The organism is Pseudomonas sp. PARCl1 (assembly GCF_947311875.1).
GTDB lineage: Bacteria > Pseudomonadota > Gammaproteobacteria > Pseudomonadales > Pseudomonadaceae > Aquipseudomonas > Aquipseudomonas juntendi.
Window position 1 is genome coordinate 16,467 of the sequence record NZ_CAMZMX010000055.1, and the last position, 15,105, is coordinate 31,571.

General features: G+C 65.3%; 17 protein-coding genes. 7 read left to right on the top strand and 10 right to left on the bottom strand.

What is annotated here, in order from left to right; all coding sequences use genetic code 11:
- Nucleotides 1-59: 59 nt before the first annotated feature.
- The 6 genes from QME24_RS22090 to QME24_RS22115 all read right to left on the bottom strand — a co-directional run bounded on the left by QME24_RS22090 (nucleotide 60) and on the right by QME24_RS22115 (nucleotide 5,404).
- Entirely contained in the window at nucleotides 60-1,472 is a 1,413-nt protein-coding gene (locus QME24_RS22090) for an MFS transporter (RefSeq protein WP_280091786.1), read from the bottom strand.
- A 93-nt stretch (nucleotides 1,473-1,565) separates the two neighbouring features.
- On the bottom strand, nucleotides 1,566-2,384 hold the full coding sequence (gene aroE, locus QME24_RS22095; RefSeq protein WP_280091784.1) for a shikimate dehydrogenase: 819 nt from the start codon (nucleotides 2,382-2,384) through the stop codon (nucleotides 1,566-1,568).
- Nucleotides 2,381-3,613, bottom strand: coding sequence for a CoA transferase (locus tag QME24_RS22100; RefSeq protein WP_054905649.1), 1,233 nt, complete (start codon nucleotides 3,611-3,613; stop codon nucleotides 2,381-2,383). The genes aroE and QME24_RS22100 overlap by 4 nt, the downstream gene beginning before the upstream one ends.
- Nucleotides 3,610-4,065 (bottom strand): MaoC family dehydratase, encoded by a 456-nt coding sequence (locus QME24_RS22105; RefSeq protein ID WP_029886074.1) that lies wholly within the window; start codon nucleotides 4,063-4,065, stop codon nucleotides 3,610-3,612. Before QME24_RS22105 ends, QME24_RS22100 begins: the two co-directional genes overlap by 4 nt.
- Nucleotides 4,062-4,460 (bottom strand): VOC family protein, encoded by a 399-nt coding sequence (locus QME24_RS22110; protein WP_029886075.1) that lies wholly within the window; start codon nucleotides 4,458-4,460, stop codon nucleotides 4,062-4,064. Before QME24_RS22110 ends, QME24_RS22105 begins: the two co-directional genes overlap by 4 nt.
- Nucleotides 4,457-5,404 carry a ketopantoate reductase family protein gene (locus tag QME24_RS22115; protein WP_054905650.1) on the bottom strand — a complete coding sequence of 316 codons (948 nt, stop codon included), beginning with the start codon at nucleotides 5,402-5,404 and terminating at the stop codon, nucleotides 4,457-4,459. The genes QME24_RS22110 and QME24_RS22115 overlap by 4 nt, the downstream gene beginning before the upstream one ends.
- A gap of 92 nt (nucleotides 5,405-5,496) precedes the next feature.
- Here QME24_RS22115 and QME24_RS22120 point away from each other — a divergent pair, with 92 nt between their 5' ends.
- The 3 genes from QME24_RS22120 (at nucleotide 5,497) to QME24_RS22130 (ending at nucleotide 7,657) form a co-directional block, all read left to right on the top strand.
- Complete coding sequence (locus QME24_RS22120; protein ID WP_280091785.1) at nucleotides 5,497-6,444, top strand: LysR family transcriptional regulator; 948 nt, start codon at nucleotides 5,497-5,499, stop codon at nucleotides 6,442-6,444.
- 74 nt (nucleotides 6,445-6,518) lie between these two features.
- The gene (locus QME24_RS22125) at nucleotides 6,519-7,109 is read left to right on the top strand and encodes a biliverdin-producing heme oxygenase (RefSeq protein ID WP_029886078.1); all 591 of its coding nucleotides are present in this window, start codon (nucleotides 6,519-6,521) and stop codon (nucleotides 7,107-7,109) included.
- 173 nt (nucleotides 7,110-7,282) lie between these two features.
- Nucleotides 7,283-7,657, top strand: a complete 375-nt coding sequence (locus tag QME24_RS22130; RefSeq protein WP_029886079.1) for a hypothetical protein — start codon at nucleotides 7,283-7,285, stop codon at nucleotides 7,655-7,657.
- 25 nt (nucleotides 7,658-7,682) lie between these two features.
- On the opposite strand, the gene QME24_RS22135 is transcribed toward QME24_RS22130, so the two are convergent.
- Nucleotides 7,683-7,838 (bottom strand): DUF2986 domain-containing protein, encoded by a 156-nt coding sequence (locus QME24_RS22135; protein WP_009685121.1) that lies wholly within the window; start codon nucleotides 7,836-7,838, stop codon nucleotides 7,683-7,685.
- Nucleotides 7,839-8,042: 204 nt separating this feature from the next.
- Between QME24_RS22135 and QME24_RS22140 the strand changes: the two genes are divergently transcribed.
- The gene (locus tag QME24_RS22140) at nucleotides 8,043-9,794 is read left to right on the top strand and encodes a phosphoethanolamine transferase CptA (protein WP_082414703.1); all 1,752 of its coding nucleotides are present in this window, start codon (nucleotides 8,043-8,045) and stop codon (nucleotides 9,792-9,794) included.
- Between the two features lie 9 nt (nucleotides 9,795-9,803).
- On the opposite strand, the gene QME24_RS22145 is transcribed toward QME24_RS22140, so the two are convergent.
- Both QME24_RS22145 and QME24_RS22150 read right to left on the bottom strand, forming a co-directional pair.
- Nucleotides 9,804-10,541 (bottom strand): hypothetical protein, encoded by a 738-nt coding sequence (locus QME24_RS22145; RefSeq protein WP_054905653.1) that lies wholly within the window; start codon nucleotides 10,539-10,541, stop codon nucleotides 9,804-9,806.
- A 79-nt stretch (nucleotides 10,542-10,620) separates the two neighbouring features.
- Nucleotides 10,621-10,923 carry a DUF3077 domain-containing protein gene (locus QME24_RS22150; protein WP_009685125.1) on the bottom strand — a complete coding sequence of 101 codons (303 nt, stop codon included), beginning with the start codon at nucleotides 10,921-10,923 and terminating at the stop codon, nucleotides 10,621-10,623.
- A 191-nt stretch (nucleotides 10,924-11,114) separates the two neighbouring features.
- On the opposite strand from QME24_RS22150, the gene QME24_RS22155 reads away from it, so the two are divergent.
- A complete protein-coding gene (locus QME24_RS22155; RefSeq protein WP_009685126.1) occupies nucleotides 11,115-11,738 on the top strand; it encodes a glutathione S-transferase in 624 nt (207 codons plus the stop codon).
- 14 nt (nucleotides 11,739-11,752) lie between these two features.
- Here QME24_RS22155 and QME24_RS22160 read toward each other — a convergent pair whose 3' ends face one another.
- Nucleotides 11,753-12,931, bottom strand: a complete 1,179-nt coding sequence (locus QME24_RS22160) for an MFS transporter (RefSeq protein WP_029886083.1) — start codon at nucleotides 12,929-12,931, stop codon at nucleotides 11,753-11,755.
- Nucleotides 12,932-13,027: 96 nt separating this feature from the next.
- Between QME24_RS22160 and QME24_RS22165 the strand changes: the two genes are divergently transcribed.
- On the top strand, nucleotides 13,028-13,936 hold the full coding sequence (locus QME24_RS22165; RefSeq protein WP_054905654.1) for a LysR family transcriptional regulator: 909 nt from the start codon (nucleotides 13,028-13,030) through the stop codon (nucleotides 13,934-13,936).
- A gap of 58 nt (nucleotides 13,937-13,994) precedes the next feature.
- Entirely contained in the window at nucleotides 13,995-14,972 is a 978-nt protein-coding gene (locus QME24_RS22170; protein ID WP_054905655.1) for a D-2-hydroxyacid dehydrogenase family protein, read from the top strand.
- Nucleotides 14,973-15,105: the final 133 nt, after the last annotated feature.

Sequence of the window (15,105 nt, forward strand, 5' to 3'; positions counted from 1 at the left end):
TGCGCTGCACCCGCGTGCTGTGGGCTCGCCGGCGATGGGCTGCAACGCAGCCCGTTGCCTCAGTTGCGCAACACCTGATCGCCGGCATTGGCCGGCAAACGCAGGGCGTCCAGCAGGGCCACACCGGCAATCAGTGCAAGGCCAAGCAACGCCCAGTGGAAGTCGGCAACGGTCAACCCGCTCTCGCCGCCACGCAGTTGCATGGCCACGCGCAACAGCAGCGCCACCACCGCCACCCCCAAGGCCATGGCCAGCTGGAAGCACATGCTGAACAGCGTCGATGCCTCGGCCATCTGCTGCTGCGGCGCATCGGCAAACCCCACCGCGTTGTAGGTGGTGAACTGCATCGACCGTGACAGCCCGCCCATGAACAGCACCAGCGCCATCCAGTACCACGCCATGCCCTGCTGCAACCCCAGGCAGGCCAGGATGCAGGCCACGCCGACCAGGCCGTTGCCCAGCAACACGCGGCGAAAACCAAAGCGCCGCAACAACCCGCTGGTGAACGGCTTCATCGCCAGGTTGCCGGCAAAGATCGCCAGCACCAAGAGGCCGGCGTCCAACGGTGGCAGATCGAAGCCGACCTGCAACAGCAAAGGGATCAGAAACGGTAACGCGCTGATCGACAGGCGGAACAGGGTGCCGCCCACGATGCAGACCCTGAAGGTACGGATGGCCAGGGTGTGCAGGGGCAACAGGGGGGCCGGGTGGCGCCGACCGTGACGGATGGCCAATCCGGTCAGCACAGCCCCAAGCACTACCAGTACCAGCCCTGCCCCCAGGCTGTCGCCGGCCAGTGACCCGAGCAGCTCCAGGCCCACCAGCCAAGCCGCACAGGCCGAGCCCAACCAGACGAAGCCCAGCGTGTCGAAGCGGCGCGGCGCCTCGCAGCGGGTGTCGGGTATCAACAGCCAGGCGGCGGCAAGGGCCAGCAAACCGAGGGGAATGTTCAGGTAGAAGATCCACGGCCACGACCCGTGCGTGACGATCAGGCCACCGAGCGGCGGGCCCAGTACCGGTGCCACCAGGCCCGGCCAGGTGATGACCGCGAGCTGCTTCACCAGGTCTTTTTTCTCGGTGGCGCGCAACACCACCAACCGCCCCACCGGAACCATCAGGGCGCCGCCGATGCCCTGCAACACCCGTGCAGCCACAAAGGCTTCCAGGCTGGCGGCCAGCCCACACAGCAACGAAGCGGCAGTGAACAAGGCGATAGCCCCGGCGAACACCTGGCGCGGGCCAAAGCGCTCGGCGAGCCAGCCACTGAGCGGGATGAACACCGCCACGGCCATCAGGTAGGCACTGATACCGATGTTCAGGCTGACCGCGCTCTGGCTGAAGTCGCTGGCCATGTGCGGCAGCGCGGTGGCAATGACGGTGGCGTCCAGGTTTTCCATGAAGAACGTGATTGCCACCAGCAAGGCAATGCAGGTGGTCTGGCGCGAGCGCTGGGCGGCTGCTGGGTGGGCCAGGGTGCCAGGGCGTTGCGTTGGCTACCCGGTCATGGGCAACCGAGCCGCCGTTCGTGGGCGCGGAGCTGCACGGGCACGTTGGCAACCATAGGCCTACTCCAGCGGGATGGTCAGGCGATCGATCACGGCACCGGTTTCGGGGCGCACCCCGCGCCACCAGGCAAACGCCTCTGCCGCCTGCTCGACCAGCATGCCCACACCATCGGCCAGGCGCGCCACACCTTGTTCACGGGCCAGGCGCAGGAATGGCGTGAGGCCTTTGCCATAAGCCAGTTCGTAGGCCAGCCGGGCCTGGGCCAGGGCCCCGGCCGGCAGCGGTGGCAACTCACCGACCAGGCTGGCAGAGGTGGCGTTGACCACGATATCGAAAGCCTGCCCCGGCAGTTCTTCGTACCGGCTGATTCGCAGCCGCGGGTGATTCAGCTCATTGCGCAGCGCCACCGCCTTGGCCATGTCGCGGTTGGCGATCACCAGCTCGGCAGGGCCGGCGTGCAGGAACGGCAGCAGCGCCCCACGCACCGCGCCACCCGCCCCCAGTACCAGCACACGACGCGCATGCAGCGGCTCCCCGAGGTTGACCTCGATATCGCGCAGCAGGCCAATACCATCGAAGTTCTCTGCCAAGATGCCGCCGTTCTCGAACTTCAGGGCGTTGGCTGCCCGGGCCAGTTGCGCTCGTTCGCTGCAGCGCTCGGCCAGTTCGAAGGCGCGCAGCTTGAACGGTGCCGTGATGTTCATGCCCAGCCCACCCTCACCGCGGAACGCCAGCACCTGGGCCTCGAAGCCCTCCAGCGACCCCTCGATTGCGCCATATTCCAGCTGCTGGCCACAGGCTTGAGCGAACAGCCCGTGGATCAGCGGAGACTTGGTGTGGTTGATCGGTCGGCCGATCACTGCATAGCGGTCGCTCATCGTGCCTCTCCATGGGTGAACAGCACCCCGTCTGCCTGCATGGCGGTGATTTCTTCGGCGCTGAAGCCAAGCCCGGCGGCGACTTCGGCGTTGTGCTGGCCCAGGTCCGGGGCCACCTGGTGGATGGTGGTGTCGCAGTCGGAAAAACGGAACGGCAGGTTGGGCAGGCGCAGTGTGCCATAGCGCGGGTGATGCTGTTCGACGACCATGTTGCGCGCCTGAATCTGCGGGTCGGCCAGCACCTCGTCGATGCGCTGTACCTTGGCGCTGGGCACGTCGATGGCATCGAGCAAGGCCAGGATAGCCGCCACTGGCCGCGCGCCCACCCAATCGCGCACCACCGCCAGAATTGCCTCGCGGTGGGCATTGCGGCCATTCACACTGTGGTAGCGGCTGTCGCTGGCAAAACCTGCCGGGCCACCATTGGCTTCAAGCATGGCGGCAAAGCGCCGCCAGGCGTCATCGACCTGGGCAGCGATCACCAGGTCGCCGTCGGCGGCACGGAACACCCCATACAACGTCGAGGTGGGCATGTCATGGCCGGTCTGCTCGGGCAGTACGGTGCCGTTGGACAGCGTGAAGCACTGCACCGCGTACTCATGCATCGACACCAACGTGTCGTACAAGGCCATGTCGATGTGCTGGCCACGGCCACTGCTGACGCGCCCCAGCAAGGCGGCATTGATGGCTGCCACGGCGTGGATGCCGGTGTACATGTCGCCCAGCGAAATGCGCAGCAACGGCGGTGCTTCGCCCGGTACGCCAACCATCTGCATGATCCCGCTCTTGGCCTCGGCAATCAGCCCGAAGCCGGCGCGGTGTGCATCCGGCCCCGTGTGGCCATAGGCGGAAATGGAGCAGTACACCAACCGCGGGTTGCGCGTCGCCAGCTCGGCATAGCCCAACCCCAGCTTGTCCAGCGCGCCCGGCCGGTAGTTTTCGATGAACACGTCGGCCGAATCGGTCAGGCGCTGCATGAAGGCCTTGCCGCGTGGGTCCTTCATGTTGACGCTGACGCCCTGCTTGCCCATGTTCAGTTGCAGGAAGTAACCGCTTTGCTGGTCATCCAGGGTGAACGCGTGCTGGCGACCGGCGTCGCCGCTGCCTGGCCGTTCAACCTTGATCACCTCGGCGCCCAGCGCCGCCAGGCAACGCCCTACATAAGGCCCGGCAAGAAAATGGCTGTAGTCGATGACGCGGATACCCGCCAATGGCAATGCCTGGCTCATGCTGCCCCCTTGCACGGCACCATCAGCCGGTGCTCACCGCGTTGCACGACCTGGCCGTGCTGGTTGATCAGCTCCGACGGCAGGACCACGATGCCCCAACCCGGGCGGCTTTTACTCAGGCGCATCGCGCCAACGCGCATGCGCACATGCAGCACATCGTCGACCTTGATCGGCAACACGAAATCCCAGGTCCAGCCCAGTGACATGCCCGGCACGAAGCGGTAATCGCATTGGGTCTTCAAGCCATCGGCGATCGACAGGCCGAACAGGCCGTGGGCAACCAGGCAGCCAAAGTGGCTGGCATTGGCATACGCCTCATCGACATGCACCGGGGTATGGTCACCGGTCAGGTCGGCATAGGCCAGGATGCGTTCGCGGGTGACGGTGTAGCTCGGGCTGATGCATTCATCGCCCTCGCGGGCGTCGTCCCAGTACTTTTCAGTCACGCTCATGGCTGCACCTGCGCACGTGGGTTGATAGCCAGTGCCTGGGCGACCGTCGCCTTGGGCAATGCCTGGATGAACTCCACGGCCAGGCCGTCGGGCAAGCGCAGCCAGTTGCGGCCCTGCGGCATTGCACTGACGCCGAAACGCTGTGCTGCCGCCAGCACCGCTTCCAGGTCTTCGCACATGATCCCCAGGTGCGCCATGCGCCCTTCAGGCCCTGCAAAGTCGGGCTGGTGGATGAACTGCAGGCCGCCGAGGGTCCAGTACTGGGTCGGCTGCTCGGGGTCACCCTGCGACTCGCGCAGAGTCATGCCGCACACCTCGCTGAAAAAGCGGATATGCCAGTTGATGTCACGCACCCAGAAGGCGACGTGTTCGAGGTAGGCTTTCGGCTGGCTCATGGGTTGTCCTTGTTCTGCTGGTCGGCCATCGCGCGTTCGATGCCTTTGATACACGCCACCAGGGTGGCGTTGACGGGTGTGGCGACGCCGTGGCGCTGGCCCCAGCGCACGACGGAACCGTTGATGAAGTCAATTTCAGTGATCGAGCCTTTTTCCAGGCTCTGCAGCATTGAGGTGCGAAAGCTCGCCGGCAGGCCTTCGGCGGCCAACTGCCAGGCTGCCTCGGGGTTGGTCAGGCTCAGGCGGATACCGGCGCGCTCGGCCACCGCGATCGCTTCGGCAACGGCCGCCTTGGCGGTGCTCGCCAGCAGCGGCTCGCTGTACAGCTGGCCATAGCTGAGCCTGGTGATGGCGCTGAGCGCACCGGTGGCGACGTTGACCAGCAGCTTGTCCCACATGGTGCCGAGGATGTTGTCGCTGACCGTGGTGGCCAGGCCGGCACCGTTGAATACCTCGGCGATAGCCTGCACGCGGGCGCTGCGCTGCCCGTCCAGTTCACCGATGTAGGTCTGCTTGCCGGCCACCCCGGCGCGGATCGCCCCCGGCGCCAGCAGCACGCCGCCGACATAGGTCTTGCCAGCCAGTACCCGCTCGCGCCCGGCCGCCTGCGCCAGGATATCTTCGTGCCCCAGGCCGTTCTGCAGTGACAGCAGCAGCGTTTGCGGGCCCAGAAGCGCCGTGGCCCCGGCGATCGCCTCGGCGGTGTGGAACGACTTCACCAAGACCACCACCAGGTCGGCCACCCCCACCTCATCGGCACACGTCGCCGCATGCACGCGGACTTGGCGCTGGCCGCGCTCATCCTGCACCTGCAGGCCGTGCTGGTTGATGGCCTCGACATGGGCACGGCCTCGGTTGAGCAGCCAGGTTTCATGCCCGGCTTCGTTCAAGGCCGCGCCGATGGCGCAGCCCAGGGCGCCGGCACCCAAAATGCAGATTTTCAAATCGCAGACCTCCGTGGTTTGCGATCACCTTATGCAGCCACGCTTATTAGCGCTATACAATGCAGCAAATAGCCCCATTGAGATTTGCAATAATGACCACTCCCCCGGTACTGCCCGAACCCAAGCTGCTGCAACTGTTCGATGTGCTCTACCACTGCCGTAGCGTTACCCGCGCCGCTGAACAGCTGGGGCAGAGCCAGCCGACCATCAGCATCTGGCTGGGCCGCCTGCGCGAACAACTGAACGACCCGCTGTTCGTGCGCACCCCTGGGGGCATGGCGCCCACCCCACGCGCCGACCAGTTGATCGGGCCGTGCCGCGAAGTCCTCGAGTCACTGCGCCGGCTGGCGGCCTGGGAACCGCAGTTCCAACCCGCTACCGCACAACGGCGCTTTCGCCTGTGTGTGAGCGACGCCAGCCACATCACCTTGCTGCCCAGCATCCTCAACCACGTGCGCAGCCACGCGCCCGGCATTCGCCTGGAGGCGGTACGCATCGATGGCAACAGCGAAAGCGCGCTGGAATCGGGTGAAGCTGACCTGGCGATCGGCTTCGTACCGTGGCTGGGCGGTGGCATGTACCAGCAAGTGCTGTTCGACCAGGACTGGGTGTGCCTGAGCGCGCGCGGGCACCCGCGCCTGGCCGGCGGCCTGAGCATGGCCTGCTACCACGCCGAAGGCCATGTGCAGATCAGCGCCGGCACCGGCCAGAAGCTGCTGGAAACGGCACTGGCGCGGGCCGGCATCGAGCGCCGCATCGTGCTGGAGCTACCGGCGTTCCTGGGCCTGGGCATGATCCTCGGGAGCACCGACCTGATCGCCACCCTGCCCCGCCATATCGGCCAGACGTTGGCCGACATGCATGATTTGCAGGTGCACGACTGCCCGTTCGCGGTCGAGGGTTTCACGGTCAAGCAGCACTGGCACGCCCGCTACCACCAGGACGGGGGTAACCGCTGGTTGCGCGCAGTGGTCCATGGGCTGTTCGCCCGCGACGGCTCAGCCGGCTCGCGCAAGGGCTCCAGCCGGGCAAGCGACTGACACCGCGCAACGCTTGCTGCTGGCCGAGGTGGCAAGCATGATGGGCGCATTACGTTCATGCCACGGATATGCCGATGACCGCAGCACCCCCCTCTGTTTCGCAGCCAGGCCGCTGCCAACGCTTGAAAGCGGCCAGCAGCCGCGACCATGACAGCGTCGATCAGCTGGTCATGGCGGCACGGCCGTTTGAGAGCCGCGAGCGCTACGGCCGGTTCCTGCAGGTGCAGCATGGTTTTCATGGCAGCTTGCTGGCGTTGTATCAGGACCCGCAGCTCAACCGGCAACTACCGGGGCTGTCGGCCTTGTCACGGTTTGCCGCGGTGCAGGCCGACCTGCTGGACCTGGGCCTGCCCGCGCCACCGCCACCACCTTCGGTGTGCGCCAGCCCGGCGCAGGCGTTGGGCTGGCTGTATTGCAGCGAGGGGTCGAACCTGGGGGCTGCGTTTCTGTTCAAGTACACTCAACGCCTGGGCCTGGGTGAAGACCAGGGCGCCAGCCACCTGGCCCCGCACCCTGATGGCCGTGCGCTGCATTGGCGTGAGTTTGTGGCCCGTGTGGACGCCCTGGCGCTGGATGAACAGCAAGAGGCCGAGGCGATAAACGGCGCAATCGCTGCGTTCGAGCATTACCGCAGCCACCTGCGCGCAGTGTTTGCCGAACGCTGATCCGGTTTGGGCCGGGCGGGTTGCTTGCCGCATAATTGTACAAGTTATTGCTACAGCGAACTTTTTCCTGGTTGCTGGTCTATGAGGGTGGCACAGAACGGTCACGGCAGGCGAAGCAGCTTGCCTCACCGCTGGCCTGATAGCTCAATTGTGATCAGAGGTGGGCTTCGCTCATGAAAATACAAGTCGCCAGGTGGATGCTGTTCGGTCTGTTCTCGCTTGCAGCAGCGGGCACGGCTTCGGCCCTGCCACTGAAACCGGCCGAGGTGGCGGCCCCGGCCGTTCAGCCAGCGTTGCCTGCGGCCAGCAACCCTTGGTCGAGCGTGGCCAATGCCGCCGCTGTTCAGCCGGCGCCCCTGCTGGCCCATGATGACCACCGCTGGCACGACCACAGGGGGGACTGGCGCCGCGAGCAGTGGCGCCGCGAGCAGGCCCGGCGCGACTGGGAGCGGCGACGTGACTGGGAACGCCGCCGGGATTGGGAGCGCCGCCATGAGCGGGCGATGCACCAACGCCACTATGACGAACACCGGCACTACCGCCGCTGAAGCCGACACACCGGCTGCTGGCGCTTCAGTCAGCCTGGGGTGGGGCCGCCTCCACCCCTTCTGTTTCCAGCTTCAAACGGTCAGCCTTGCAGATGTACCTGGGCTTGCGCGGCGCGAGTTTGGCGCTGGCTTTCTTCTGGTGCGCCTGCAACAGCTGCTTGATCTTCTTACGACGGTTCATGGTCCACACGGCCTTTGAGTACGGTTTAGCTGCCGCCATCATACCCGTGCAAGCAACCCGCTGCGCACGGCTGCTGCGCAGCGGGCTACGACCAAGGCCCGATGGCTGCTCGCCTTGACGTTATTTTCACAGTCCACAGATTAGCGTCACGTCCTTTCCGGCCACGCACACAGTTGCGGGCTACCAAGGTACGACGAGGCACACGTGTCACACACCACTTCCCCTTCCCGCGTGGACTGGGCCGGCCTGGGCTGGCTCTTGCTGTTCTTCTGGTATTTCTCTGGCGTCACCCAGGCATTGCTGCTGTTCAGTGGCACTACCGGTTTCTCGGGTTTCCGTGATGCGTTTTTCCTCAGTAGCCTGTGGCTGGCCCCAGTGCTGCTGCTGCCCCGCCTTACCCGCGCCACTGCGGCGCTCATCGGCCTGCTGCTGTGGGCTGCTTCGCTGGTTGGCCTGAGCTATTTCGGCATTTATCGCCAGGAGTTCTCGCAGAGCGTCATCTTCGTGATGTTCGAGTCCAACACCGCCGAGGCCGGTGAGTACTTCAGCCAGTACTTCAGTGCCTGGCTGGGCCTGGCGTTGCTGCTGTACACCGTGGGGGCAGTATTGCTGTGGCGCCGCTTGCGCCCGGTCTACCTGCCGCTGCGCAGCCGCCTGCCAGTGGTGGTGCTGTTGCTGGCAGCCAACCTGGTGCTGCCGTTCTACAAGCAAATGGTCACCCAGGAGCGCAATTTTGCCGATGCGCTGGAAAAGGTACAGCAGCGCATGGAACCTGCAGTGCCTTGGCAATTGCTGGTCGGCTACCGCCAGTACCGCCAGCAACTGGACAACATGCAGGCGCTGCTGGCGCAGAATGCTGCCCTGCCGCCCCTACAGAACCTGCGTGACAACAGCGGTTCGGCACCGCGCACGCTGGTTCTGGTGCTGGGTGAATCGACCACCCGCGAGCATATGCACCTGTATGGCTACAACCGTGACACCACCCCCAACCTCGACGCGCTGGCTGCCAACGACAAAGGGCTGACCGTATTCCGCGATGTGGTGTCACCCCGCCCCTACACCATCGAAGTGATGCAGCAGATTCTGACCTTCGGCGATGAGCAGGCCCCGGACCGGTTCCTCACCGACCCATCGCTGATCAACCTGATGAAACAGGCAGGCTACAAGACCTTCTGGATCACCAACCAGCAAACCATGACCAAGCGCAACACCATGCTCACCACCTTCTCGCAGCAGACGGACGTGCCGGTGTACCTGAACAACCAGCGCAACCAGAATGCCAGCCAGTACGATGACGTGGTGCTCGCACCGTTCGAGAAGGCCCTGCAAGACCCGGCCCCCAACAAGTTCATCATCGTGCACCTGCTGGGCACCCACATGGACTACCGCTACCGCTACCCGGACGCCTATGCCCACTTCACCGACAAGCAGGGCGCACCGAGTGCGCTGACCGATGACCAGGTGCAAACCTACAATTTCTACGACAACGCAGTGCGCTACAACGACTTCGTGGTGTCGAGCCTGATCAAGCGCTACGCTGCCGGCAGCCCGAATGGCTTCCTGGTCTACCTGTCCGACCATGGTGAGGACGTATACAGTTCTGGTAACCACGACCGGCTGGGGCGCAACGAAAGCGCGCCGACCCGGCCGATGTACACCATCCCGTTCCTGGTGTGGACCTCACCCAGCTGGCAGGCCCAGCACCCGCGGGACCTGCAGGCGATGGCCAAGCGCCCGTACAGCAGCTCGCACCTGATCCATACGCTGTCGGACCTTGCCGGTTTGAGCTACGACGGCTTCGAGCCGGCCAAGAGCCTGGTGAGCGCGCAATTCGTGGCGGCACCGCGCTGGATCGGCGACCCCTACCGCAAAGATGGCTTGCACCCGTTCGATCAACTGCCTGGGGGCAAGGTAATGGGGGAGCAGCAGACTGCCAGCCGCGACACTGGAGAGTAAGGCAAGCCCCTAGCGCTGCGCTGCGGGGCGCGCTGCACGGCGCGCCAGCAGCGCGTAACCCAGGCCCAGCACGCCCAGCGCCAGTACCACCAGCAGCCCCATGAGCTCGCGGCTGTAGCGGGCCACGGTTGCCGGGAAGCCGATCACTTCGTGATACACCTGCACATTGGCTGCGCCGTCGGCATGGGTAATGCTGACGCCGCCCTGGCGAATCTGGGAATAATCGGCGTCGAAATACACCCACACCTTGCACCGGCTACCCGGCTCGATGACAGGGATGTCGACTTGCGCGGTAGCCTGCTCCAGCAGTGTGTCGTTGCCAGCAGCATCGCGCACCTGCACCAGGCCTTTGCCTGGCAGGCGCACTTTGACCTGGCGCACCGGCGCATCGCCACTGTTGTGCAGCTCGATGAGCAAGCCGGTACGGTGGTCCACCAACCCCGCCTCGAACGGTTTGGCGAACAGCTGGGCGTACGGCAACTGAGCCAGTTCGACCAGGCGCTCGACCTGATCGTGGCTCAACTGCCCCTGGCTGATGCTGTTGATGCGCCCCTGCAACTGCTCATACTTGAGCTGGTCGCTGGCTTTGCTGATGCGCTCGCTGAACTGGCCAGGATAGGTGAGGTAGGCATACGTCAGTGACGCTTCCAGCCGCGGGTTGCCCCTGAACAACGCGTAGGCGGCCGACAGGACCATCAGGCCAACCAGCACCGCGACCAGGAGCTTCCCCACCTTGTCCCAACTCAATGCGAACCTCCTTTTGAAATGATGCAGACGATTCAAACCGCCCAAGGGTGCCAAGTTCATGGCCCCCAGGCAACCCTGTCTACTCGATGCCCTCCTTCTCGCGCGCCTGGCGCATCTGCAGCAGCTGGCCATCGACCAGTGCCTTGGCCATGCCCGCCAGGTAGAACGTGGCCTTGATCATCACCTTGCGGTCACTTGGCCGGTCGATGGCCTTGCGCGTGATTTCAGTAATGCAGCCCATGATGGCCGAGGCTTCCGTCAGCGCGGTTCGTATCGGCAACTGCGGTCGCATGTGCACCAGTTCGGCATCGGGGTGGCCGAAGCGGCTGGCCGCCGCCACCACATTGAGCGTGTTGTTGTCTTCGGGGGTGTCGTTTTCCATGTTCATTCCTCGGGGGGTTGAGCGTGCCGAGACTAGGCGGCGGCCTGGGCCACCACAATGACTTGAGCCTGGAACGGCTCATTTTCGGAAATGCCCTACAAAGTTACCGTGCAGCCCCCCCTTGCACCCCGCCCCTTGACCGAGACCGGGCAGTGGCGGACGATCAATCACCCCCACTCAGGACGAACATCATGCTACGGATATTGGGCAGAGCCTCTTCCATCAACGTGCGAAAAGTCCTGTGGGCCTGTGCCGAATTCGAGGTCGCCTTCGAGCGCGAAGACTGGGGTACGGGCTTCAAGGCCACCGACACCGCGCAATTCCTGGCGCTGAACCCCAACGCCATGGTTCCGGTGATCCAGGATGGCGACTTCACCCTGTGGGAGTCCAACAGCATCATCCGCTACCTGGCCAACCGCTATGGCGCCACCGCGTTCTACCCCGGCGAAGCACAGGCACGGGCCAGGATCGACCAGTGGATCGATTGGCAGGCGTCAGACTTGAACCGCGCCTGGAGCTACGCCTTCATGTCGCTGGTCAGGCATTCGCCCGCCCACCAGGACCCTGTGGCGCTGGCGGCGGGTTGTGCGGACTGGGCGCGTTACATGCACATCCTCGACCGGCAACTGGCCGCTACCGGCGCCTACGTGGCCGGTGCCCAGTTCACCCTGGCCGATATTCCTATCGGCCTGTCGGTCAACCGCTGGTTCGAAACGCCGTTCGAGCACCCGCACCTACCGGCTGTGCGCGATTACTACGAGCGCCTGAGCGAGCGCCCGGCTTACCACCTGCATGGCCGTAACGGCACCCCGTAAAGCCCCCGGCGCGGTCAGCCTGGCACATTGCACTGTGCCATGGCCGCCGCCCGGCCACGCCAGGCAAACAGCAGTACCAACACCAGGCCCAGCGCCGCCATCGCCGCCCCTGCCAGGGCAATCGCCGCGTAGCCCAACCCCACGTTGATCACCGCGCCGCCCAGCGCCGCGCCGATCGCATTCCCCAGGTTGAATGCACCGATGTTCACCGCCGAGGCCAGGTTGGGGGCATCCTTGGCCGCTTCCATCACGCGCATCTGCAGCGGTGGCACCAAGGCGAAGCTGGCCGCACCCCAGACCAGGATCGCCAGTGCCGTGGGCAGTGGCCAGTCCAGCACCAGCGGGAACACCAGCAGCACGGCAATCAGCACCGCCAACGACAGGATCAAGGTGCGCTCGACCGAGCGGTCCGCTGCCTTGCCGCCCCACACGTTGCCCAAGGTCAGGCCGACACCGAACAGCACCAGCATGGCGGTGACGAAGGTGGTGGACGCGCCAGCTTCGTTCTGCAGGATCGGCGCAATGTAGGTGAACACCGTGAACATGGCGCTGGAGCCCACCACGGTCAGCAACAACGCCGCCAGCACCGGCCCCCGCACGAGCACGCGGATTTCGGCCATGGCCCCGTCGCCTTTGGGCGAAGGTACGTTCGGCAGTGCATACCACAGCGTGGTCATCGCGATCAGGCCAAGCCCGGCGATGCCCCAGAACGCCGTGCGCCAGCCCAGCATTTCACCAAACCAGGTGGCCAGCGGCACCCCGCCGATGGTGGCCAGTGTAAGGCCCATGAACATCGCTGCCACCGCCCCGGCGCGCTTCTCGGGCGGTACCACGCTGGCGGCGACGATCGAGCCGATGCCAAAGAACGCGCCGTGGTTAAGTGACGTGACCACGCGGGCAACCAGCAGACTGGCGTAGTCACTGGCCAGTGCCGACATCAGGTTGCCCAGGGTGAAGATCGCCATCAGGCCGATCAACAGGTAACGCCGCGGGATCCTTACCGTGGCCAGGGTCATCAGCGGTGCGCCGATCAGCACACCGAGGGCATAGGCACTGACCAACAGCCCGGCAGCAGGTATGGAAACGCCAAGGTCAGTGGCGATACTGGGCAACATGCCCATGGGGGCAAACTCGGTGACACCGATGCCGAAGGCACCGATGGCAAGTGCGACCAGAGGTGGATTGATACGCATGGCAAAAACTCCTTAGCTATGCGGCAAATGCTACGATCTGCTTCCCTGGCGCACTAGACAGCCTTTTTGCCAATCACCTTTGCTTGCGAGGCACAAATGGACTTCAGCGGTAGATCCGGTGAAATGGCGGTTTTCGCCAAGGTGGTGGACGCGGGCAGCCTGTCTGCCGCCGCCCGCGCCTTGAACCTGACCCCTTCGGCGGTCAGCCGCATTCTCGCCCGCACCGAGCAGCGCCTGGGCACCCGCCTGCTGCTGCGCACCACCCGGGCCCTGACCTTGACCCCCGAGGGCGAGGCATACCTGCGCGGCGCGCGGCGGGTGCTGGCCGACCTGCAGGAAGTCGAGGATGCGATCGCCGACCAGGGCGTGCCGCGCGGGCGCTTGCGCATCAGCGCCGCGCAAGGGCATGCCCGCTTGACCGTGGTGCCGCTGCTGGCGGCGTTCAGCGCGCGTTACCCGCAGGTACTGGTCGACCTGACCATCAGCGACGAGGTGGCCGACATTCACGCCGGCCAGGCCGACGTTGCGCTGCGCTTTGGCCACCTGCCCGACAGCTCGCTCAGCGCCCGCCCAATTGGCGAAACCGGCCAGGTGGTCGTGGCCTCGCCCGAGTACCTGGCGCGCTGCGGTACGCCGCTGGTGCCTGAAGACCTGGCCGGCCACAACTGCCTGCACTTCAACTTTCGCCGGGCCGTAGCAGACTGGCCGTTCCGCCGCGACGGCGAGGTCTTTGCGTTGAAGGTGCGGGGCAACATCGAATGCAGCAGCGGCGAAGCACTGGCACAGCTGGCCAGGCTGGGTGCAGGCGTGGCCCGCATCGGCACCTTCACGGTGGCCGATGACCTGGCCAGCGGGCGCCTGCTTCCGCTGCTGGAAGCCTACAATCCTGACGACCGCGAGCCGATCCATGCCGTGTTCGTGGGCGGGCCGTCGATGCCGGCGCGGGTGCGGGTGTTCGTGGATTTTCTGGTGGAGCAGCTATCACCCCCCTTTGTAGGCACTTGAACGCAGGTCAGGTTGGGGTATCGTGGGTCCCCCATAGTACTGCCAGGGCTCGACCACCATGCGCATTGTCATCCCCGACGACTATCAGGACGTGATCCGTACCCTCGACTGCTTCAGTCGCCTGCACGGGCACGATGTCCACGTACTGCATGCCCCCCAGCCAGCGACGCTCGAGCAATTGGCGGCACGCTTTGCCGACGCTGACGCGCTGGTACTGACCCGCGAACGCACCCGCATCGACGCCGCCCTGCTCGATCGCCTGCCAAGCCTCAAGCTGATCAGCCAGACCGGCAAGGTCTCCAGCCACCTCGACCTGGCCGCCTGTACCGCCCGGGGCATCGTGGTGACCGAGGGCCGGGGCTCGCCAGTCGCCCCAGCGGAGCTGGCCTGGGCGCTGATACTCAATGCCCGCCGCCAACTGGTGCCTGCCATCGATGCCTTCCGCCAAGGCCACTGGCAAGTCAACCTGGGGCAGGCACTGGCTGGCCAGGTGCTGGGTATCTGGGGCTACGGCAAGATCGGCCAACGCCTGGCCCGCTATGCGCAGGCGTTCGACATGCCGGTGCTGGTGTGGGGCAGCGACAGCAGCCGGGCCGCCGCCGCGGCGGATGGCCACCGGGCCGCGGCGTCACGCGAGGCGTTTTTTGCCGAAGCGGATGTTGTCAGCCTGAACCTGCGCCTGTCCGAGCAAACCCGGCACCGGGTGACGTTGGACGACCTGACACGCATGAAGGAGGACGCCCTGCTGGTGAACGTGAGCCGCGCGGAACTGATTGCGCCAGGGGCGTTGCTGCAAGCACTGGATACAGGCCGGCCAGGTTATGCGGCGGTGGATGTGTACGAGCAGGAGCCGGTGCTCGACCCCGGCCACCCCCTGCTGCGCCACCCGCGTGTGCTGGCCACGCCCCACCTGGGGTATGTGGAAAAGACCGGCTACGAGCTGTATTTCGGTGATGCCTTTGACAATGTGCTGGCGTTTTTCGGGGGGGCACCGCAGAACGTGGCCAACCCGCAGGTACTGGCGGCAGGGAACTGAGTGTTTGCCAGCAGATATGCAGCGCCTGTGAGATCGAGCGCCGCCCGCGCGGCGCAATCGCGAGCTGCGCTCGCTCCTACGTTTGTTTCGGGCCAGTAACCCCTGTGCCAGATGCGCGCGGCCGCCTTGTTCG

What these genes read in the sequence shown, in the direction of transcription:
- QME24_RS22155 (WP_009685126.1), top strand. Translation starts at nt 11,115, where the DNA reads ATGCTACGGATATTGGGCAGAGCCTCTTCCATCAACGTGCGAAAAGTC.
- QME24_RS22105 (WP_029886074.1), bottom strand. Translation starts at nt 4,065, where the DNA reads ATGAGCGTGACTGAAAAGTACTGGGACGACGCCCGCGAGGGCGATGAA.
- QME24_RS22120 (WP_280091785.1), top strand. Translation starts at nt 5,497, where the DNA reads ATGACCACTCCCCCGGTACTGCCCGAACCCAAGCTGCTGCAACTGTTC.
- QME24_RS22110 (WP_029886075.1), bottom strand. Translation starts at nt 4,460, where the DNA reads ATGAGCCAGCCGAAAGCCTACCTCGAACACGTCGCCTTCTGGGTGCGT.
- QME24_RS22150 (WP_009685125.1), bottom strand. Translation starts at nt 10,923, where the DNA reads ATGGAAAACGACACCCCCGAAGACAACAACACGCTCAATGTGGTGGCG.
- aroE (WP_280091784.1), bottom strand. Translation starts at nt 2,384, where the DNA reads ATGAGCGACCGCTATGCAGTGATCGGCCGACCGATCAACCACACCAAG.
- QME24_RS22125 (WP_029886078.1), top strand. Translation starts at nt 6,519, where the DNA reads ATGACCGCAGCACCCCCCTCTGTTTCGCAGCCAGGCCGCTGCCAACGC.
- QME24_RS22130 (WP_029886079.1), top strand. Translation starts at nt 7,283, where the DNA reads ATGAAAATACAAGTCGCCAGGTGGATGCTGTTCGGTCTGTTCTCGCTT.
- QME24_RS22160 (WP_029886083.1), bottom strand. Translation starts at nt 12,931, where the DNA reads ATGCGTATCAATCCACCTCTGGTCGCACTTGCCATCGGTGCCTTCGGC.
- QME24_RS22100 (WP_054905649.1), bottom strand. Translation starts at nt 3,613, where the DNA reads ATGAGCCAGGCATTGCCATTGGCGGGTATCCGCGTCATCGACTACAGC.
- QME24_RS22170 (WP_054905655.1), top strand. Translation starts at nt 13,995, where the DNA reads ATGCGCATTGTCATCCCCGACGACTATCAGGACGTGATCCGTACCCTC.
- QME24_RS22135 (WP_009685121.1), bottom strand. Translation starts at nt 7,838, where the DNA reads ATGAACCGTCGTAAGAAGATCAAGCAGCTGTTGCAGGCGCACCAGAAG.
- QME24_RS22165 (WP_054905654.1), top strand. Translation starts at nt 13,028, where the DNA reads ATGGACTTCAGCGGTAGATCCGGTGAAATGGCGGTTTTCGCCAAGGTG.